The 19012-nt window shown below is 39.0% G+C and carries 22 protein-coding genes; 5 read left to right on the forward strand and 17 right to left on the reverse strand.

The genetic code is table 11. From position 1 onward, the window contains the following. Positions 1-64 precede the first annotated feature (64 nt). Entirely contained in the window at positions 65-370 is a 306-nt protein-coding gene (locus tag ACESK1_RS08175; RefSeq protein ID WP_372919697.1) for a hypothetical protein, read from the reverse strand. 407 nt (positions 371-777) lie between these two features. Continuing rightward, positions 778-1206, reverse strand: coding sequence for a response regulator (locus ACESK1_RS08180; RefSeq protein ID WP_372919698.1), 429 nt, complete (start codon positions 1204-1206; stop codon positions 778-780). 270 nt (positions 1207-1476) lie between these two features. On the opposite strand from ACESK1_RS08180, the gene ACESK1_RS08185 reads away from it, so the two are divergent. Then, positions 1477-2238, forward strand: a complete 762-nt coding sequence (locus ACESK1_RS08185) for a hypothetical protein (protein ID WP_372919699.1) — start codon at positions 1477-1479, stop codon at positions 2236-2238. Positions 2239-2244: 6 nt separating this feature from the next. Here ACESK1_RS08185 and ACESK1_RS08190 read toward each other — a convergent pair whose 3' ends face one another. From ACESK1_RS08190 to ACESK1_RS08200, 3 genes are all read right to left on the reverse strand, one after another. After that, on the reverse strand, positions 2245-3063 hold the full coding sequence (locus ACESK1_RS08190) for an HAD family hydrolase (RefSeq protein WP_372919700.1): 819 nt from the start codon (positions 3061-3063) through the stop codon (positions 2245-2247). Positions 3064-3220: 157 nt separating this feature from the next. After that, positions 3221-3577, reverse strand: a complete 357-nt coding sequence (locus ACESK1_RS08195; RefSeq protein WP_372919701.1) for a phage holin family protein — start codon at positions 3575-3577, stop codon at positions 3221-3223. Between the two features lie 65 nt (positions 3578-3642). Next, complete coding sequence (locus ACESK1_RS08200) at positions 3643-4272, reverse strand: vancomycin high temperature exclusion protein (RefSeq protein WP_372919702.1); 630 nt, start codon at positions 4270-4272, stop codon at positions 3643-3645. A 127-nt stretch (positions 4273-4399) separates the two neighbouring features. Between ACESK1_RS08200 and ACESK1_RS08205 the strand changes: the two genes are divergently transcribed. Next, positions 4400-5032 carry an NAD(P)H-dependent oxidoreductase gene (locus ACESK1_RS08205; RefSeq protein WP_372919703.1) on the forward strand — a complete coding sequence of 211 codons (633 nt, stop codon included), beginning with the start codon at positions 4400-4402 and terminating at the stop codon, positions 5030-5032. Here ACESK1_RS08205 and ribB read toward each other — a convergent pair. From ribB to ACESK1_RS08225, 4 genes are read right to left on the reverse strand one after another with little or no spacing between them, the layout of a single operon-like run. Next, positions 5029-6177, reverse strand: coding sequence for a 3,4-dihydroxy-2-butanone-4-phosphate synthase (gene ribB / locus ACESK1_RS08210; protein ID WP_372919704.1), 1149 nt, complete (start codon positions 6175-6177; stop codon positions 5029-5031). The genes ACESK1_RS08205 and ribB overlap by 4 nt on opposite strands. A gap of 28 nt (positions 6178-6205) precedes the next feature. Then, a complete protein-coding gene (locus ACESK1_RS08215; protein WP_372919705.1) occupies positions 6206-7654 on the reverse strand; it encodes an LptF/LptG family permease in 1449 nt (482 codons plus the stop codon). 1 nt (position 7655) lies between these two features. Beyond that, on the reverse strand, positions 7656-8297 hold the full coding sequence (locus tag ACESK1_RS08220; RefSeq protein WP_372919706.1) for an outer membrane lipoprotein carrier protein LolA: 642 nt from the start codon (positions 8295-8297) through the stop codon (positions 7656-7658). Positions 8298-8306: 9 nt separating this feature from the next. Continuing rightward, entirely contained in the window at positions 8307-10679 is a 2373-nt protein-coding gene (locus tag ACESK1_RS08225; RefSeq protein WP_372919707.1) for a DNA translocase FtsK, read from the reverse strand. A gap of 220 nt (positions 10680-10899) precedes the next feature. Between ACESK1_RS08225 and ACESK1_RS08230 the strand changes: the two genes are divergently transcribed. Beyond that, complete coding sequence (locus tag ACESK1_RS08230; RefSeq protein WP_372919708.1) at positions 10900-11706, forward strand: universal stress protein; 807 nt, start codon at positions 10900-10902, stop codon at positions 11704-11706. A 1-nt stretch (position 11707) separates the two neighbouring features. Here ACESK1_RS08230 and ACESK1_RS08235 read toward each other — a convergent pair whose 3' ends face one another. The 8 genes from ACESK1_RS08235 to ACESK1_RS08270 form a co-directional block, all read right to left on the reverse strand. Then, a complete protein-coding gene (locus ACESK1_RS08235) occupies positions 11708-12070 on the reverse strand; it encodes a diacylglycerol kinase (protein ID WP_372919709.1) in 363 nt (120 codons plus the stop codon). After that, positions 12070-12570, reverse strand: a complete 501-nt coding sequence (tpx, locus tag ACESK1_RS08240) for a thiol peroxidase (RefSeq protein ID WP_372919710.1) — start codon at positions 12568-12570, stop codon at positions 12070-12072. The genes ACESK1_RS08235 and tpx overlap by 1 nt, the downstream gene beginning before the upstream one ends. A 125-nt stretch (positions 12571-12695) precedes the next feature. After that, positions 12696-12944, reverse strand: coding sequence for a hypothetical protein (locus ACESK1_RS08245; RefSeq protein WP_372919711.1), 249 nt, complete (start codon positions 12942-12944; stop codon positions 12696-12698). Next, positions 12925-13239, reverse strand: a complete 315-nt coding sequence (locus ACESK1_RS08250) for a thioredoxin family protein (protein WP_372919712.1) — start codon at positions 13237-13239, stop codon at positions 12925-12927. The genes ACESK1_RS08245 and ACESK1_RS08250 overlap by 20 nt, the downstream gene beginning before the upstream one ends. Before the next feature lie 17 nt (positions 13240-13256). Further along, entirely contained in the window at positions 13257-13895 is a 639-nt protein-coding gene (locus tag ACESK1_RS08255) for a peroxiredoxin (protein ID WP_093411191.1), read from the reverse strand. A gap of 161 nt (positions 13896-14056) precedes the next feature. Next, the gene (nhaC, locus tag ACESK1_RS08260; protein ID WP_372919713.1) at positions 14057-15535 is read right to left on the reverse strand and encodes a Na+/H+ antiporter NhaC; all 1479 of its coding nucleotides are present in this window, start codon (positions 15533-15535) and stop codon (positions 14057-14059) included. A 128-nt stretch (positions 15536-15663) separates the two neighbouring features. Beyond that, positions 15664-16245, reverse strand: a complete 582-nt coding sequence (locus ACESK1_RS08265; protein WP_372919714.1) for an outer membrane beta-barrel protein — start codon at positions 16243-16245, stop codon at positions 15664-15666. 119 nt (positions 16246-16364) lie between these two features. After that, complete coding sequence (locus ACESK1_RS08270; RefSeq protein ID WP_372919715.1) at positions 16365-17579, reverse strand: aminotransferase class I/II-fold pyridoxal phosphate-dependent enzyme; 1215 nt, start codon at positions 17577-17579, stop codon at positions 16365-16367. A 162-nt stretch (positions 17580-17741) separates the two neighbouring features. Between ACESK1_RS08270 and ACESK1_RS08275 the strand changes: the two genes are divergently transcribed. After that, positions 17742-18200 carry an Lrp/AsnC family transcriptional regulator gene (locus ACESK1_RS08275; protein ID WP_372919716.1) on the forward strand — a complete coding sequence of 153 codons (459 nt, stop codon included), beginning with the start codon at positions 17742-17744 and terminating at the stop codon, positions 18198-18200. 384 nt (positions 18201-18584) lie between these two features. Next, positions 18585-19012: aminotransferase class III-fold pyridoxal phosphate-dependent enzyme (locus ACESK1_RS08280; protein WP_372919717.1), on the forward strand; the 428-nt coding region annotated here is incomplete at its 3' end.

Raw genomic sequence — 19012 nt, forward strand, 5'->3', positions numbered from 1 at the left:
GTTCCCATGCCTAAAGGCAATGTGCTTTTTGGAGTCAGGTTTAATTTTAATTAGGTATAGCTCTTTAAAGTAATAAACCTACAGCTCCTGGGAGATTATAGGAGGGGAAGATTTGGGTTTGGTCGTATTCATTTCCGGTTATAAGTAGTTTGCCAAAGTTCAGAACTTCCCTAAGATTACGTCGGAAAATGGTCGGTTCTTCCTGGCTCAGATCAGAAACCACCAATTGATAACATTCCTGGAGGTTTGGATAATCCAGATCATTGGGTGAGCTTATTGTAACAGGGGTATAACCGCGGGAGAGCAGTATTTTTTCCAATAGTCTTTTTCTAATTGGATCGTTTTGAATGATGAGGGCAATTTTCTTCACGATTTTTTAAAACTAGACTTCAAATCTATGATGAAAATGCTCAAAGAATAATGATCCTGATCATAAACCGCTGGAAATTAGAAATACAAAAGAAGAAAACTAAGATTTGTCCCGGTCGTAGTCCCTGGTAAACCTTATTAGGAGATACAGGGCTGTGCCTCCAATTGCTGAGGCAAATATCCCTATGATGATAAAAATTATTTCCAAAACTTGATTTTAGATCAGTTATTTTAGGTTGATTATCTATCCGTTTTTTAGCAGACTGAAGCTCTTATGTCAAATGTAGATACTTTAAAAAAGCAGACAGAAAATATGGCTGTTAAATGAATTGTAAATTTTACATTTAATCATCATTTCATCCATGAAATTAACCATTTACCGAAGAGGGCTTTTTTTATACCATTGCATTAATCTGAAAGCTTATTGAGTTCAATAATCTTGTTCAGGGATTTATAATTAATAATCGCAGAAAAATCCTCAGGCTCCAGAAATTTATCATTAAAACTTATCACCTGCGGATAAGTAAAAGCTCTTTTTTTGTCTTCCGGATAAACCGAGGAGGTTAGCATTACAATAAAAATTTCTTTTTGAGCATAATGAAGGTTTATCTTTTCGAGAACCTCCCAGCCATCCATCACCGGCATATTGATGTCGAGCAAAATAAGTAAGGATTCAACCTCCTCAATAGCCGCATGAATATAATTCATCAATTCCTTACCATTCCAGAAAGTTTTTATGGGTGTTTTTACCAGTTTTCCTATCTGCTTTTTCTGTAAAGTTGTAATGAGGTGATCGTCTTCGGCGATTAAAATTTCAATAGGTATGGCTTTGATCATTATAAACTTAATTCGGCCAACAGGAATTCTGAAGGCCCGGAAAGATACAAAACCTTGAAGATTGGAGAGGGAACTTTCCAGAAACCTTAACGATATATGAGTTAGATCAGCTTGAGCTGAAATTATTTAATAAATTTAAATGAGGCTTTATCTCTTCTCTTTTGAACTAAATAAATATGGGGAGTTCAACTGCTTGAAAAAAATCTATTGTACATCATCTTATTCATAAAGATTGTTTTTTCATAAATTAGTAAGCTAAACTTTTTAAAGATGAAAAGATCTTATTTTTTAACATTCGTTTTTGCATTATTCCTTTCTTCGACAGGGCATCTCTTTTCGCAGGAAACAAAAATAATGGTAAGGGCGCTGGCAACAGATGCAAAATTCATAGGATCTTCTATGGGCGGGGCGAAGATCATAATTAGAGATGTGGAAACCGGAAAGATTCTGGATGAAGGGCTCACAAAGGGAATTACAGGAGATACCGAGGTGATCCTGCTTTCACCAAAAGACCGTTATGAAGACATTATTACTGAAAAGACAGCTGGCTATGAGGCGATTCTTGATCTTGACAAACCCACCTTTGTTAGTATTGAAGCTCACGGGCCTATGGGCAAAAAACAGGCTAAGGTAATTTCATCGACACAATTATGGGTTATTCCCGGCAGGAATATTTCCGGAAACGGAATTATCCTGGAAATTCCGGGTTTTGTAGTAGATGTGCTTTCTCCTCAAACTCATGAAACAATAAATGCTGAAACCGAAATAGAGATCAGGGCAAATATTGTGATGATGTGCGGTTGCCCGGTTACCGAAGACGGAACCTGGGATGCGTCTGGATATGAAATTAAAGCCTTAATTTCTTCAGAAGATAAAGAGCAAAGAGAAATTGCCCTTAAAGCCACCGGGAAAGCAAGTACGTTTTTTGAAACTGTTCAGTTAGAGAAAGGGGAGTATGAAATTGCAGTCTTTGCCTTCGATCCTAAGACGGGGAATACCGGCCTGGACAAAGTTCACATAATTGTGAACTAAATTATCCTAATTGCTTAATAAACCCAGTTCTTCAATAGTTTTCAGGACTCCATTTTCATTATTGCTATAACGGGTAACAAAATTACTGGCCTGCTTGATCTCCGGATGCGCATTTTTCATCGCATAGCTGTATTTAGCATTTTTCATCATTTCCAGGTCATTAAGGTAGTCACCAAAAACCAGGGTTTCTTCAGGAGAAATGTTCATTTCCCGCTGAACGTCTTTTATAGCATTTCCTTTGTTGGCATCTAATGCAGTAATATCTATAAAAACCTTTGCAGCAATTGCGATCTTAAATCTGTCTCTGTAATTCACAAAATGTGGATAGGTATGTTCTTCTACACCCTTATCATTACAAAGAGTGACTTTTAAAATAACGTCATCAACACGGGTAAGATCTTCAACCGGTTTTAAACGTTGGTAGAACTGAGAAATATGCGTGATAAATTCCTGGTCGCTGGTTTCTACATAAGCCGATTCTTTTCCGCAAAGCACCAGTTTAGTGTCTTCCAGCTTGCGTCCCATTTTCACAAAGCCCATTGCATCTTCACGATTCAGCGGATTGACATATAGCTCTTTTCCTCTATGAGAAACGTAAGTGCCGTTTTCAGCAAAAAACATCATCCTGTCCTTAATTCGCTCAAAATTAGATTCGAGATTATAGAACTGCCGGCCGCTGGCTACAGAGAACATAATTCCCTTTTCTGATAGCTTCTGTTCCATTTCCCAAAAATCCGGATGGATCTCGTGCAGGTCGTTCAGCAGCGTTCCATCCATATCGGTAACGATCAATTTTATATCTTTTTTGCTATTCAGCTCATTCATATTTTCATGTTTCATCAAGCCGCCAAATATAAGCTATCATTCAGTTTTGGATGTTAATTCTGTATCAAAAATGTTTATCAGGCTATTATGTTTTTTTTAAAAAAGTAAAGCTTCGGAAACCTAAATTTCCGAAGCTTTAAATAAAAATAGAATTAGCCTAAAATAAGATGGCATCAACAATCCCTCCAACGATAGCCAGGATAATGGCTAACCAGAGCGATGGCAGGAAACCAACTGTCTTAAAATCTTTGCTGAATTTATCGGCAATTTCGATAATTATCGCATAAGCGATTACCCGGGTGATAAATCCAATACCAAGGAAATAGAATATTCCTAATGTTGCCACATTCAGAATGGCGGTAAGGAACCAACTAAGAAAAAAACTAAGTATTCCAATAATTAGAGCGACAATAATTGCGGTTTTGAAGCCTTTGAGTTCTACTGAAGACATCATTTTTGCTGCCACAAGTAACACCAGGGCATCAATTATAATGTGGATTAGCCATTGAAACATATGAGACTGGTTTTAAGGTTAGTGTTACTAAAGGTAAGAAATCCTTTCTTTAAACTCTTAAAAATTTATAGCCGCTCTTCTAAGGTCGTGGGTTCTTTTTTCAAAAGCAGCTCGTATAAAGCTTTGAAGTTGGCAAAGAGTTCGCGACGTTCTATTTTATTGGTGGTTCTATATGAATTGCTGCGCGCCGCAAATCCGGTGTAGGGTAGTTCTAAACCTTTGGCTATAAATATCGTGCGGGGCAAATGGAATTTTTGTGTAACCACAATTGCATCTTCAACTCCAAAAACCGCGTGAGAACGGTACATGCTATCATAAGTATCCAGGCCTGCATGGTCAAGTTGAATCCGGCTTTCGGGAATTCCCCGGGCTATCAGGTAATTCTTCATCGCTTTTACTTCATTGTAATCATCATCGATGTGATCTCCGGTAACCAGGAATCTTTTTACTTTATTATTTATATAAAGATCAATAGCTGTATCTACACGATCCTGCAGGATTGCAGAGAGTTTTCCATCAGAATATACACTGGCACCTAAAACGATCACGGTTTCAGCTGGAGGAACAAGAGAAATATCCTCATAAATGAGATGTTCAGTATCTCTTTCAATATAAGCTTTAAGGCCAAGGACAATTAAAATTGCAACAACTAGTGAAAGTACTGTGGTGAGAATGAATTTTTTAATTTTTTTCATGTCCGCTGTTGGTTAAAGCAGTATAAATATAGTTTATATTATTGTACCTATTGGTTTATTTTATTCCCTAAGGTTTAACAAACTTGCAACATTGTTTACCTTTACTGCAAATTAGAAGCACAAAAAAATGGGTAATATCAAAGCTTTAGAATGGCGGTATGCGACAAAAAAATTTGATCCTGAAAAGGACTTAAGTTCAGAAAAAATTGAAGTACTCAAAAAAGCTTTTAATCTTACGGCCACCTCTTATGGTTTACAACCTCTAAAGCTGGTAATAGTTAAGAATAAAAAGCTTCAGGAAGAGCTACAGGAATTCTCATTTAACCAGAAACAGGTAGGTACAGCTTCTCACGTGCTTGTTATTTGTATTGAAAAGGAAGTGGGAAAGGATTTCATTGAAAACTATTTCAAGCGGGTTAAACACGTGCGCGAGACCCCCGATGAGATTCTAAATCCTTTTAAGGAATTCCTTATTGGAGATTTTGAAGCAAAAGCCTCTGCTGAAATTGCCGAATGGGCCATAAATCAGGCTTATTTAACTTTGGGGAATTTGCTCACAGTATGTGCTATTGAGGAGATTGATGCCTGTCCTATGGAAGGCTTTCAGCCCGCTGAATACGATAAACTTTTGAAACTTGATGAGCGAAACCTCAGGTCGGTATTGGTGCTTCCTGTTGGTTACCGTGCAGAGGATGATATGTTCTCGAATTTCAAAAAGGTACGTCGACCCCTGGAAGATGTAATTATTGAAATTAACTAGTAATTTACGTATCTGGTGATTTCCAGGCCGTAACCAATCATTCCAACACGTTTGGTTTGTTGTGAGTTTGAAAGGAGTTTGATCTTATGGATCTCTAAATCGTGAAGTATCTGGGCACCTATCCCAAAATCTTTATTATCCATGTGGATTGGCGGTGCTTTTACTTCTCCTTGTTTTTGAATTTCTTTTAATTCAGAAAGCCGGTTTAAAAGGTTTAGCGATTGGGTAACCGGGTTAATGAATACAATTGCTCCACGGCCTTCTTCATTAATCGCCTGGAACATACTATCCAGTTTCTTATCGGCATTATTCGTTAAGGTTCCCAGGATATCATTGTTGATTAGCGTGGAATTCACCCTAACCAGGATTTCTTCATCGGCTTTCCAGGTTCCTTTGGTAAGCGCGATATGCACCTGATTGTTGGTAGTTTGAAGATATGCTCTCAGCCTGAATTTTCCGAAGCGGGTTTCAATGTCAAAATCCTCCTTTTTTTCGATAAGAGAATCGTGCTGCATTCTGTATGCAATAAGATCTTCAATAGAAACCACTTTAAGATCAAAACGCTTTGCTACCTCCATAAGCTGAGGTAACCTGGCCATAGTTCCGTCTTCATTCATGATCTCTACGATCACTCCTGCAGGTTCAAATCCTGCAAGGCGCGCAAAATCTATAGCAGCTTCAGTGTGACCTGTTCTACGCAGAACTCCGCCTTCTCTTGCCTTAAGCGGAAAAATATGTCCGGGTCTGTTAAGATCGGTAGCTTTTGTAGCCGGATCAATTAAGGATTTTACTGTTTTTGCCCTGTCAGCGGCAGAGATACCTGTAGTTACGCCCTCACCTTTTAGATCTACTGAAATAGTGAAAGCGGTTTCAAGGGGATCGGTATTTTTACCAACCATCATCTCGAGCTTAAGATCCCGGCAGCGTTCCTCGGTTATTGGTGCACAAATGAGGCCGCGACCGTGAGTGGCCATGAAATTAATCATTTCCGGGGTCACTTTTTCGGCTGCAGCAACAAAATCTCCTTCGTTTTCCCGGTCTATATCATCAACAACAATAATGACCTTTCCTGCACGAATATCATCAATGGCTTCTTTGATACTGTGCAATTGAATATTTTGTTGAGTAGAAGTTGTATGCGGCATTTTTTGCGGTATTTGGCTGCAAAGATATTTATTCTATATTGGTTTTCCGTCGCAAAAGGCCTACTTTTTTAAGGCCCTTCTTAAAAGGTTCAATAAGGTTGTCGAAGGCAAAGAGTCCCTGGTCTGTAGTAGCCCTGTAGGTGAGGTAAATTCCTAATGGCAGCATGATCAAAGTTGAAAGCCAACTAGCTATAAACGGACTTACACTACCATCTTCGGCACTATTTTTAGCAAAGATCCCGATAAAATGATAGGTGAGAAAAATAATAATAGCAACTACCATGGGAAGACCCATTCCACCTTTTCGAATTATCGCGCCTAATGGAGCACCAACAAAGAATAAAACGATACAAGCTGCTGCCAGAACATATTTTTCATGTAAGGCGATCTCAAACTTGTTGAGTTGTTTCGTGGCAGTGCGGAATTCATTTTTCTTCATCACCAGGTGAGACATGGAACCATTTATATTTCCCAGGGCAAGGTTCACAATCTGTAAGGCTTCATTATTATCGTATTCTTCCAAAACGCTATTCTCAACCACTTGTACGGTATCTGCAGGCTGAAGATTGATGTTTACATTTCTCAATCCTGTGCGGTTATACATGTTTTTCGAGAACTCCTTAATGTTTGTATTATAGCTCGTGGAGAAAGAATCTATGCTCTGGCTTAATTCTGATATCTTCAGCATACCCTGGGTATTACTGTAAGATTCATCCTCAAGATCTACATTATTGATATCTGAGAGGTCCAGGTTAATAGTATACTCCTTAAAGTGACTTTTTGCAAAAGGTTTGTTTCTTCGCTTTGACAGGTCTGAAGGTTGAATTTCATCATAGTAATTCCCATCCTTTAAAATCAGGGATAAAACATCTGAAGCCGGGCTTCCAACGAGTTCGCCTTCTACAGCTTTAATCACAGTAAAATTCCCGCTTCTGGCAGTTTTCTGATGAATAATAACATCATCGAGATACTGGTCATTCGGCCCGCTTTTTTTATCTACTTTGATATTTATGGTGCCCACTTCATTGAAAGTACCTTCGGTAATAGCCATAGCCGGTTTTAACTGAGCGATATTCTTCCGAAGATTAATCGACTTGAATTCGGCGGCTGGAATTACGTTGTTGGCAAAGAAAAAAGCGGTAAGACTCACCAGTAAAATAAAGAAGGTAAGGCTACGCATCGCTCTCTGCAGGGAGATACCGGAAGATTTCATAGCTGCAAACTCATAATTCTCAGCAAAATTTCCGAAGGTCATAATAGAAGAAAGCAGAATAGTAAGCGGCAAAACAAGCGGGACTAGTTTTGGAGAAAAATAAAGCAGGAATTTAAGAATTATCTCAACATCCAGGTCTTTACCAGCCAGTTCACCTATGTACAACCAAATAGTTTGGAGTACAAAGATGAACATAAGGATGATGAAAACTGTAAAAAATGTTTTGAGGTAACTGATTAATATGTACCTGTCTAATATTTTCAATTTAGTCTAACCTGTTTATATAATAGGAATCGTAACGATCTTCGTCAAAGGTAAACAGGTTTTGAGAAATTGGTTGATTGGTTTTAAAACTTTTTACCGTTATCGTTATTTTGGTATCGTTATCCTGGGTTTGAATTAAGTTATAAATGTGTTTGGTCTGGCTGTCTATACCTAATAAGATATTTTTCACCTCTGCATTGCTGTCTTTAGGGGTAAGCTTGACATATTGAATTTTTCTGCCATTCACATTTTGAGTAACATCCCATTCATAATTATACCCCTCTTCATAAAAACTGAACATTTTTGAAGGGGTTATGTTGTTCTCATCTTCTTCAACATAGGTAGAGATGTTTATCTCTTCATCCTCAGGAATTATGGTGTAAATTTTATCTCCGTCGAACATTTGAGTGGTACCCATAAGATTAAGGAGGTATTTTTCTCCTTTAATGCTTACATCTCCACGTGTTTCCTGATTTACATTCTCGGCAGTATTCTCAAGGGAATACTTAAAGTCGATTACCATATTATCGTAAGCTTTCACTTTTGAGGAAACCTCATTTAAAAGCTTTTCGGCTTTTTGTGAATCCTGGGCGCTAAGATTGATGCTTACCAGGGCTGCAATAATAAATACTAATTTTTTCATTACTCTTTTTTAAGTGTTTGGTTCTTCATTTAATAACTGATCCAGTGCAACGAGATCTGTGATTAATACCTGGCGGGCTTTACTGCCTTCAAACGGGCCAACTATTCCTGCGGCTTCCAGCTGATCTATGATTCGGCCGGCACGATTGTAACCAAGTTTCAACTTTCGTTGCAACAATGAAGCCGAGCCTTGTTGGGCAGTGACTATCACTTCTGCGGCTTCCCGAAAGAGTTTGTCTCTCTCGCTCACATCTATATCAACTCCTGTGCCACTATCCTCTGCTTCATATTCAGGAAGTTGGTATGCATCTGGGTAGGCTTTCTGTGAACCAATAAATTCTGTAATCTTATCAACCTCTGGAGTATCTACAAAGGCACATTGCAGCCGTTTTAATTCGTTTCCTTGTGTAAAAAGCATATCTCCCCGGCCAATTAGCTGATCGGCGCCCTGGCCGTCAAGTATGGTCCTCGAGTCTATTTTTGAAGTAACCCTGAAGGCGATCCTTGCAGGAAAGTTGGCTTTTATTATTCCAGTAATTACGTTCACCGAGGGACGCTGGGTAGCTATAATTAAATGAATGCCAATGGCTCGGGCCAATTGAGCCAGCCTGGCGATTGGAGTTTCTACTTCTTTTCCTGCAGTCATGATGAGGTCGGCAAATTCATCTACCACCAAAACGATATAAGGAAGGAATTTATGTCCGTTCTCAGGGTTAAGCTTTCGAGCCTTGAATTTGACATTATATTCCTTGATGTTACGCACCATCGCATCTTTAAGTAGTTCATACCGGTTGTCCATCTCAATGCACATGGAATTCAGGGTGTTAATTACTTTGGTGTTATCAGTAATGATGGCGTCTTCAGTGTTTGGTAATTTTGCGAGGTAATGGCGCTCTATTTTGTTGAAAAGTGTAAGTTCAACTTTTTTCGGATCTACCAGTACGAACTTCACTTCTGCAGGATGTTTGGAATACAAGAGTGAGGTGAGTATGGCATTTAATCCCACCGATTTTCCCTGACCCGTGGCTCCTGCCATAAGCAGGTGAGGCATCTTTGCGAGGTCTACCACAAAGGTTTCATTCGAAATAGTTTTTCCAAGTGCCATAGGTAGTTCCATTTCTGCATTTCTGAATTTCGAGGAAGCGATTACTGAACGCATTGAAACTATGGATGCATTTTTATTCGGAACTTCGATCCCGATGGTTCCTTTCCCCGGGATGGGAGCGATAATTCTTATTCCAAGGGCCGAAAGTGAAAGTGCAATGTCATCTTCCAGGTTTTTGATTTTGGATATTCTAATTCCTGCCTCCGGTACGATCTCATAAAGGGTAACGGTTGGTCCTACCGTCGCTTTTATTTGTGCGATCTCTATCTTGTAGTTCTTAAGCGTATCTACGATACGGTTTTTATTCTCTTCAAGTTCCTCCTGATCTACGGTGATAGTCCCTCCGTAATCCTTGAGTAGTTCCAGGGTGGGGAAGGTGTAGTTGCTAAGTTCCAGGGTGGGATCAAATTCTCCGAAATCCTCTACCAGCCTGTTGCTTTGCTTTTCCTCTTCCATTTCTTCTTCGGGAGCAGTTTCTACCTCCATCTCTACTTCATCGTAGGATTCGGTCTTTTTCTCCGTTTTAATAACCGGGTCTTTCTTTTTTTCTTCGGAAGGGATATGGTCCAGTTCAACTTCTGCAGACTTTGTCTCTGGCTTTGTTAGTGTGTCTTTCTTCCAGTTCAACTCCTCATCGGTTTCTGAAACCGTAGGTTTATCTGGATTGAACTCGTTTTGTAAACCTTTATGTTTTTGTTTTATGAAGCCGCCAACCATTTCGGGGGTGATCTTCAGTCTTAGGCTTAAATAAGCGATAAGCAGGAACAGCATCAGCAAGGCTGTTCCGAAGAAACCTAGGTAATCCTGAAGAAAATCATTGGTTTCGAAGCCTACTCTTCCGCCTAAAAGCGCATTGCTTTCAGCAAAAAAACCAAAAAACACTGAAATCCAGACCATGATTAAAATCCCCCAAAACCAATAGGAATCAAGGCGCAACGACTTCAGATTTAAAAAGAGAGAAAACCCTGAAATAGTGATTAAACCTGCGAAAACAAATGCGGCAAGACCGAAACCTTTGTAAATGAAGAAATCACTCACCAATGCTCCAAATTTGCTCAGCCAGTTTCTGGTTTCTATTTCTCTGTTTCCAAATTCAGAGAGGGTGCTTTGGTCGGCATGCCAGTTAAATAAAAATGATATGAAGGCTATGAACAGGGCAATGCCAAATAGCATTAAAAAACTGCCTAAAACCACCTTTTGCTGCCTGTTTAAAGTAAATGAAGGCTTCCTGATTTTGCTTGCGGAGGTCTTTTTGTTCTTAGTTTTTTTTCTGGCCATAGAAGCTTTGAGAGATTTTGGGCAAAAATACAAATTAGATCATCTAATGTAAGCAAAAGCTATTTTGTATTTAAAATTAACATTTTCGATACATGAATAACTCAAAAATCACAAAAATATGACTCTGGTCAGCTAAATCTTTTTGAAGTAAGCCTTTGGACCGCCCATTATTCCTTAACTTTAGTTGGATAATCCTTTGTAGTCTTTAAATTTCTCAGGTATGAAAACCATTATTGTAGCCATAGACTTTTCTCATGAATCTGATAACGCGCTTAATTATGCTGCCGGATTTGCTAAAAATTCAGGTGCTCGTCTTGTTTTGTTCAATTCTTTCAGCATCCCTATTCATGTTGCAAACTCTCTGATGCCCGCTGAAGCATTAAAACATTTGGACCAGGAAAATATTAACCAGTTGGAACAAAAAGCAAAAATGATACGCCAGAAATTTGGCCTCGAAGTAGGTTATGAATCCGGTTTGTTACTGGAGGTGAGCGAGGCTCTGGAAAAAATCTATAAAAAATATGAAGCCGATCTTATTGTAATGGGTATGGGTGCACATTCCATTGCACAGGATCTTTTTGGAAACACCACTACAGCTGCTATTATGAAACTAAGTTACCCGGTATTGGCGGTACCGGAAAACAGTGATTTTACAGGTATAAAGAAAATTCTCTTTACAATCGACAGGTTTAAAAAGGATGAAAAACTTATTTCTGAAAAGATTAAAGATCTTGCTCAAGCTTTTACTGCTGAAGTAGAAGTGCTCCATGTTAAAGCCGGTAAAAAAGAAGAAGTTTCAATAGAGTTAATTGAAAATGCACTTTCAGAAGTGAACTATCAATACCTGGAGATAGAATCAGAAGAAATTATTGGGGAGATCGAAAAGGAGATCAAAAAGCTGCCGGCAGATATACTGGTAATGATTCCGCATAAATACAGTTTTTGGGAGTCCATAATTCACCGCAGTAAAACCAGGATGATGGCATCCAGAGCTGCTGTACCCGTTCTCTCATTACCTTTTACCTGAATTAAAAAATATAAGGGATATAAATAAAACCACCGATAATTATAGCGATGAGCGCTGCGAAGAAGACTCCGCCAGCTGCCACATCTTTAATATGACCTATTTTGCTATGAAAATCCGGGTGCACGAAATCTGCCAGGGCTTCAGTTGCGCTGTTTAAGCCTTCGGCAGCCATCACCATCCCAATGGCTGTAAACTGAAACAGCCATTCGGTTTTTGTGATGTCAAAATAAATGCCTGTAATTGTTATCAGTATAGCTATAGCAAATTGGACCTGGATGCTCGCCTCGTGGCGAAGTAACAGCCAGGCACCTTTAATGGCATAACCACCTCCTCTTAAACGTTTTCCGAGGAAAGAATCCCGCATTATAGGAGATTTTTAAGTGCTGCAAGATAATCTGGTTCCTCGGCAATTTCCGGCACCTGTTGACTGTGAATTACATTTCCGTTTTCGTCAAGAACTATTACAACCCTGGAAAGCAAGCCTTCCATTGGGCCGTCTATCATTTCAAGTCCGTAGTCTTTACCAAAATTCCTGTCCCTGAAATCTGAGAGGTTGATCACATTTTTCAAACCTTCATCATCTACAAACCTTTTTTGTGCAAAGGGGAGGTCCCTGGAAATACATAGCACCACAGTATTATCAAGCTCTGTTGCTCTTTGGTTAAAATTTCTTACTGAAGTTGCACAAACCCCTTGATCTACACTGGGGAAAATATTCATAATAACTCTTTTTCCCCTAAAATCTTCCAGGGTAGCAGTCGAGAGATCGCTTTTTACCAATTGAAAATGAGGAGCTTTTTCTCCTTTTTCGGGAAGACTTCCATAGGTGTTAACACGTTCTCCTTTTAATGTTATCTGAGACATAATATATTTTATTGGTTAAGGAAGATAAATTTAGGATTTATGCATCAGGCTTTTACTAAAATTATCATAAAAACAGACAGGCCGCTTCTTTCGAAAGCGGCCTGTCTTTTAAGGGCTTACAAAGCTTATTGATCAATAGAACCAATAACCTTCTTCATAAATCCGTTGGCGGCGTCTTTTTCATCAGTGCCGTCATTTATCATTTTCTGTACTTCTACAGCTCCGCAGAGGTTGGAAACCAGCTCTCCTATCACGTCCATTTCCTCATCTTTAACGGAGCGGTGTTCGGTATAGCTTTCCAGTACCTCTATAGCGTTTTCAAGCTTTTCCAGCTCGTTATTGCGCTGTAGGTGCCTAATTATTGGTAACTTCATTTACTAAGTCTTTTAGGGGCTCGAATTTGTTGGTTTGAACCTGGTTTTTAAAACTTCCGTTCTTAAAAGTCGCAAAAGTTGGCAGGTTGTCTACCTTGGCCAGTTTTCTAGACTCGGGAAATTTTTCGGCATCTACCATAAGAAACGTAACGTTCTCATTTTCCTGAGCCAGTTTTTTGAACTTTGGCTTCATCAAGCGGCAGTTACCACACCATCCGGCCATATATTGCACAACAACGGTATCGTTGTTTTCAACAATTTCGCCCAGGTTATCCTGATCTAATTCTTTTACCATAACAGTATTAAGTTTTTTTAGTTTAAGCTTAGGTAAGAGGCAACTCCATCGCGGTCAGCATTCATCGCTTCTTTACCTTCTTCCCAGTTTGCAGGACATACTTCACCTTTTTCCTGTACGTGAGTGTAAGCGTCTATTAATCTTAGGAATTCAGCAACGTTTCTACCTAGTGGCATATCGTTTACTCCTTCGTGGAAGATCTTTCCTTCCTCATCGATAAGGTATGTGGCACGGTAAGTTACGTTGTCTCCTTCTAAAGTAAGATCTCCGGTTTCCTCGTCATACGACTCTCCAGTGATGTCTAAAATACCAAGACGTGAGCTTAGGTTACGGTTGGAATCTGCAAGAATTGGGTAAGTTACACCTTCAATACCACCATTATCTTTTGGAGTATTTAACCAGGCGAAATGTACTTCAGGAGTGTCACAAGAAGCACCAATTACCATTACATTTCTCTTTTCAAATTCTTCCAAGGCTTGTTGGAATGCGTGTAGTTCGGTGGGGCAAACAAAGGTGAAATCTTTTGGGTACCAGAAAAGCAAAACTTTTTTATTGTTTTTCTGAGCTTCCTCAAGAACGTTGATCTGGAAGGTATCTCCCATATCATTCATTGCGTTTACGCTAAGGTTTGGAAATTTTTTTCCTACTAAAGACATATCTGTTTAATTTTTAAAATTTAAATTATTGGTTTTAATTCCGGCTGCAAATTTACTTAATGACTTCGATGTTCAAACAAAATCAAATTTTAATTCCCTATTTAATTATAGGTTTTCCTTATGCATAAAATTAATTGAAATAAGAAAACTCTATTGTTAGTTTATGCAGATTTTTCACTAAGCTGTTTGATCTTGATTCCGAAAGCAGCAAAGAAGAGTGTCATAAACGGACTCAAATAATTAAAAATGGCATAGCCGAAATATGATGCTACCGGTACTCCCAGAACTCCACTGTGGTAAGCTCCACAGGTATTCCAGGGTACAAGAACTGAAGTTACCGTCCCGGAATCTTCCAGGGTACGGCTAAGGTTTTCGGGAGCAAGCCCTTTGTCGCGGTATGCTTTTGCAAACATTTTTCCGGGGACAACAATGGCCAGATATTGATCTGAGGCTGTTGCGTTAAGTGCGAGGCAACTAAAAACCGTACTGGCAAAAAGCCCGAAGGTAGTATGGAATAAATTCAGTAAGGCTTTACTTATGCGGGCAAGAGCACCAATAGCATCCATAATTCCCCCAAATACCATCGCGCAAATGATAAGCCAGATGGTACCCAGCATTCCTGCCATTCCTCCTGAAGAAAAAAGGTCGTTAAGATTTTCATTGTCGGTTTCAACAGAAGTATCAACAGTTATGGCTTGCATAACTCCTTTGTAACCACTTATAAAATTGAGTTCGCCGGCCCCTGCGATTTGGGCCACTATACCGGGTTGAAAGATCAAAGCAGCAACCGCTCCCAGCAGAGTACCCAATAATAAGGCAATAAGCGGGGAAATCTTTTTGACGATTAAAAGAATTACCAGTACAGGAACTAAAAACAGCCATGGCGAAATGGTGAAAGAATTCTCTATTGAACGAAGAATAGTGCTGGTATCCGTTATTCCTGTGGGTTCGAGATTTAATCCAATGATGATAAAAACGGTGATGGTTATTATAATTGTGGGAACTGTAGTTAATGTCATATACCGGATGTGGGTAAAAAGATCGGTTCCTGCCATAGCAGGAGCTAAGTTGGTAGTGTCGCTTAATGGAGAAAGTTTATCACCAAAATACGCCCCGGAAAGAATCGCGCCTGCCGTCATGCCTACTGAAATTCCTAAAGCTTCAGCAATACCAATAAGAGCGATACCAACTGTAGCTGAGGTGGTCCAGCTACTCCCGGTGGCAACGGAAATCACTGCACAGATCACCACGCAGGCTGCAAGAAAAATAGTAGGATTTAAAATTTGTAAACCATAATAGATCATGGTGGGAATAATCCCGGAAATAAGCCAGGTTCCGGCAAGTGCCCCAACCATTAAGAGAATGAGGATGGCTCCCGCAGTGCTCTGAATATTGGAAGCCACCTCATCTATCATTTTATCATACTTCGTATTATTGAAGTAACCAACAACAGCCGCAACCGCACCGCCCAGCAAAAGTATAAACTGGTTGGAACCGCTAAGGGCATCATCGCCAAATACGTAAACATTAAAAGCGAGCATCGCTATAAGGGCGAATACCGGAATTAAAGCTTCCCAAATGTTAAGTTCTCTGTTTTCTACAATGTGTTCATTTTGAGGGCTGGTAGATTGGTTTTCCATTCGGGCTTTTATGATATAGTTTTTCCCGTAAACTGATTTTTCCGGGAAGTTGAGTTTAAAATATAGGTTTCTGCCCGTAATTTTACGATTTTACCGCAAAACCGGCAAGTTTTAGGGAAGTCTATAATTTAAAAACTATAACCAATACCAAATTGAATACCTAATCCAGAAAGTTTGGAATGATGAGTTTCTTTTTCAAAGGGAATGATTGCATAATGGCGAAAATTAGGATTCACAAACATCTGAAAGTTTCCCACATAGTGGTTTATACCAATCCCGGCGCTAATACCCACTCCCGACTGCGAATCGAAACTATTATCCGAATTCTGGAAATTCAGAACCGGCCCGCCATTGATAAAGAAATATTCCAGAAACCTGTAATTAAGCAAAACCGGAATTGAAGTGATCTGAAGTCTTTCCCTTCTCGAAGTTTCTTCTGGCGTTGGGGCCGAAGTGATTTCTATATCCCCGGTCCAAAAGCCTAGTCCGGTTTCCAGGCCAAGACCGTTGGGCAATCTTATGATATACCTTATGCCAAGTTCATAAGCTGTTTCGGGATCATAGCTGGGAGCCCCGGCAAGGCTTTGACTACTGTTTAAATTATAGGAAGAAATTCCATAATATCCCCGAATTTCACTTTGGTTCTGGGCTTCGGTATTAAAACTGAAACTAAAAAAAAGAAAGATCAGAAAATATTTTAAAATATTCATAGTGAGTTAAATTGGATGCCTAATAGTACTTGTTTTTATTAAAGATAGTCAACTAAAAATAAAAAGACCTCATTGCTAACTTAGGATGAGGTCTTTTACCATTAAAAATTCTAAAAAAATTAAGCGGTTTCTTTTTTAAGAACTCCTACTTCAAGCATACATTCTTTCATAATCTCATAGGTTCTTTCAATATCATTGTCAAGTCCTATACTGAACCGAATCAAGCCATCGCTGAGTCCCATTTCCTTTTGTTCTTCCTCCGGAATTTCAGAAGAAGTAGAACTTCCGGGAGCACTGAAAAGGGTCTTGTAGAATCCAAGACTAACGGCGAGGTAACCCAGATTTTTTTTCTGCATAAGTTCCATAAGTTTATTTGCTTTTTCCAGTTCGCCTACATCCAGAGTTAATAAACCACCAAAACCGTAATCTTCATTCATCATCTTTTTAAAGGTTTCATGTCCCGGATGAGATTCTAAGCCTGGATATACAGTTCGCAAGCCATCTTCCTGGAATCTTTTAGCAAGATACATTGCGTTATGACTGTGTTGTTTTATTCTAATATGAAGTGTTCTTAGATTTTTCAAAATTGAAGCTGCTCTCATGCTGTCCATGGTTGGACCTAAAAGCATATTTGCACCATCGTTTACACTTCTTAATGAATCGATGAATTCCTGACTTCCGCAGGTAACTCCGCCTACGGTATCGCTGCTACCATTAATAAATTTTGTCAAACTATGAATTACGACATCCGCACCCAGTTCTTTAGGAGTAATGGATAAGGGTGTAAAGGTGTTATCAACCACGAAAGTAAGTCCGTGTTTTTTTGCGATTTTAGCCAATTCAGCAAGATCAGCTACTTCCAACAGAGGGTTGCTCACCGCTTCGCAATAAAGCACTTTAGTGTTTTCAGTGATTGCAGCTTCCACTTTTTCTGCATCAGTGATGTCTACAAATGAAGTGTTGATGTTTAGTCTGGGAGCGAAATTCTTGAGAAAAGCATAAGTTCCACCATAGATTGTTCGGCTGGAAACGATATGATCTCCTGCTTTGCAAAGCTGAAGCAGGGTAGGAGTGATAGCTCCCATTCCACTGGCGGCTACGTTGGCAGTTTCGGTGCCTTCCATCGCTGCCAGAGCTTCGCCCAGATACAGGTTTGAAGGTGAGGAATGCCTTGAATAAAGATAACATCCGTCTGCATTTCCTTCGAAAGTATCGAACATGGTCTTTGCCGAAAGGAAAGTATAAGTCGAAGAATCTGAAATTGAAGGGTTCACGCCTCCGAATTCTCCAAAATATTGTAGATCCTGTATTTTATCTGCGGGTTTATATTTCATGGTGTTTCTGATTTTTTAGATTATATCAAATATCAGCTATTTCAGAATAAATATCAATCGAAATGACCAAATTCAGTTTTTAAAACTACATTTCGTCAATATCTAAGATTTTAAATCTGAATATTGGTATTTTTGAATTCAGAATAGAAAATTTTTCAGAAAATGAAATTGGATAATAAAGATTTGCAGATTTTAAAACTTTTGCAACAGGACAGCAAAAAAACGAATAAGGAGATCTCTCTTAAACTGGATCTTTCGGTTACCGCCGTTTATGAACGGATAAAACGGCTTGAACGGGAAGGGGTGATTTCGAAATACGTTGCGCTGTTAAATCCGGAAAAAGTAGATAAAGCTTTTACCGTTTTTTGCCAGATAAAATTAATCCAGCATACCAAAAATTACCTCACTCGTTTTGAATCGGAAGTGACCAGTTTGCCCGAGGTTTTAGAATGTTTTCATGTGAGTGGAGAGTATGATTACATACTGAAAGTTCTGGTGAAGGATATGGCGGCTTACCGGGAATTTATGGTAACCAAACTCACCACTCTGGATCATATTGGCAGCACACAAAGTACCTTTACTATTGAAAAGGTAAAAAATACTACCGCAATAAGTTTTTAATAATTCAGTTAAATTAATATTAAAAACATTAAGAAAGTCACAATTAAATTACAGAAATGTATTTGTAATAAGTTTTAATTAAATGGTTTTTATTTTTGATGTCAGGATGCCTTAGGATAAACTATAAATTGTTGAAAATAAATGAAATAAGATATTTCTAAGCGTCTCTTTTAAAGTAAAAATTCTCTGAATTTTCTCTTCACATATCAGTGTTACACGCCCTTTATGATTGATTTTCAGCAAGAAAGCCATATGAAATAAGAAAATAATATTGTATATTAACAAGCACCGAAAGAAGGTGGGGCTTTTTATTTCTTACTTCCCGGCTTTTACTTTTTTTTTAGATTAAGCATTTAACCATTCAACTAAACAACCAGATACTTTATGACTGAAGAGCAAACTAAATCTCAGCAGCTCCTTGATAGGAGAAAAAACATTGTCGCCAACGGAGTTGGTGTTTTCAATACAGCCACCGTTAAAAAGGCAAAAGGTGCAATAATTACCGATGTAGATGGGAAAGAACATATAGATTTTGCCGGCGGGATTGGTGTGGTAAACGCAGGCCATTGTCCCGATCCTGTTGTGAAAGCTATACAGGAACAGGCTGAAAAGTATTTGCATACCAGTTTTAACGTAGTCACTTACGAACCTTACATTAAGCTCTGTGAAGAACTGGCCGAAATTCTTCCGCACGGAGAGAAAACAAAAGTTATGCTTATCAGCACCGGGGCTGAAGCCGTAGAAAATGCCATTAAAATTGCCCGCCAGGCCACAAAAAGACCGGCGGTAATCTGTTTTACAGAAGCATATCA

Source organism: Salegentibacter sp., from assembly GCF_041642575.1.
Taxonomy (GTDB): Bacteria; Bacteroidota; Bacteroidia; order Flavobacteriales; family Flavobacteriaceae; genus Salegentibacter.

What these genes read in the sequence shown, in the direction of transcription:
- ACESK1_RS08180 (WP_372919698.1), bottom strand. Translation starts at nt 1,206, where the DNA reads ATGATCAAAGCCATACCTATTGAAATTTTAATCGCCGAAGACGATCAC.
- ACESK1_RS08185 (WP_372919699.1), top strand. Translation starts at nt 1,477, where the DNA reads ATGAAAAGATCTTATTTTTTAACATTCGTTTTTGCATTATTCCTTTCT.
- ACESK1_RS08190 (WP_372919700.1), bottom strand. Translation starts at nt 3,063, where the DNA reads ATGAATGAGCTGAATAGCAAAAAAGATATAAAATTGATCGTTACCGAT.
- ACESK1_RS08195 (WP_372919701.1), bottom strand. Translation starts at nt 3,577, where the DNA reads ATGTTTCAATGGCTAATCCACATTATAATTGATGCCCTGGTGTTACTT.
- ACESK1_RS08200 (WP_372919702.1), bottom strand. Translation starts at nt 4,272, where the DNA reads ATGAAAAAAATTAAAAAATTCATTCTCACCACAGTACTTTCACTAGTT.
- ACESK1_RS08205 (WP_372919703.1), top strand. Translation starts at nt 4,400, where the DNA reads ATGGGTAATATCAAAGCTTTAGAATGGCGGTATGCGACAAAAAAATTT.
- ribB (WP_372919704.1), bottom strand. Translation starts at nt 6,177, where the DNA reads ATGCCGCATACAACTTCTACTCAACAAAATATTCAATTGCACAGTATC.
- ACESK1_RS08220 (WP_372919706.1), bottom strand. Translation starts at nt 8,297, where the DNA reads ATGAAAAAATTAGTATTTATTATTGCAGCCCTGGTAAGCATCAATCTT.
- ACESK1_RS08225 (WP_372919707.1), bottom strand. Translation starts at nt 10,679, where the DNA reads ATGGCCAGAAAAAAAACTAAGAACAAAAAGACCTCCGCAAGCAAAATC.
- ACESK1_RS08230 (WP_372919708.1), top strand. Translation starts at nt 10,900, where the DNA reads ATGAAAACCATTATTGTAGCCATAGACTTTTCTCATGAATCTGATAAC.
- ACESK1_RS08235 (WP_372919709.1), bottom strand. Translation starts at nt 12,070, where the DNA reads ATGCGGGATTCTTTCCTCGGAAAACGTTTAAGAGGAGGTGGTTATGCC.
- tpx (WP_372919710.1), bottom strand. Translation starts at nt 12,570, where the DNA reads ATGTCTCAGATAACATTAAAAGGAGAACGTGTTAACACCTATGGAAGT.
- ACESK1_RS08245 (WP_372919711.1), bottom strand. Translation starts at nt 12,944, where the DNA reads ATGAAGTTACCAATAATTAGGCACCTACAGCGCAATAACGAGCTGGAA.
- ACESK1_RS08250 (WP_372919712.1), bottom strand. Translation starts at nt 13,239, where the DNA reads ATGGTAAAAGAATTAGATCAGGATAACCTGGGCGAAATTGTTGAAAAC.
- ACESK1_RS08255 (WP_093411191.1), bottom strand. Translation starts at nt 13,895, where the DNA reads ATGTCTTTAGTAGGAAAAAAATTTCCAAACCTTAGCGTAAACGCAATG.
- nhaC (WP_372919713.1), bottom strand. Translation starts at nt 15,535, where the DNA reads ATGGAAAACCAATCTACCAGCCCTCAAAATGAACACATTGTAGAAAAC.
- ACESK1_RS08265 (WP_372919714.1), bottom strand. Translation starts at nt 16,245, where the DNA reads ATGAATATTTTAAAATATTTTCTGATCTTTCTTTTTTTTAGTTTCAGT.
- ACESK1_RS08270 (WP_372919715.1), bottom strand. Translation starts at nt 17,579, where the DNA reads ATGAAATATAAACCCGCAGATAAAATACAGGATCTACAATATTTTGGA.
- ACESK1_RS08275 (WP_372919716.1), top strand. Translation starts at nt 17,742, where the DNA reads ATGAAATTGGATAATAAAGATTTGCAGATTTTAAAACTTTTGCAACAG.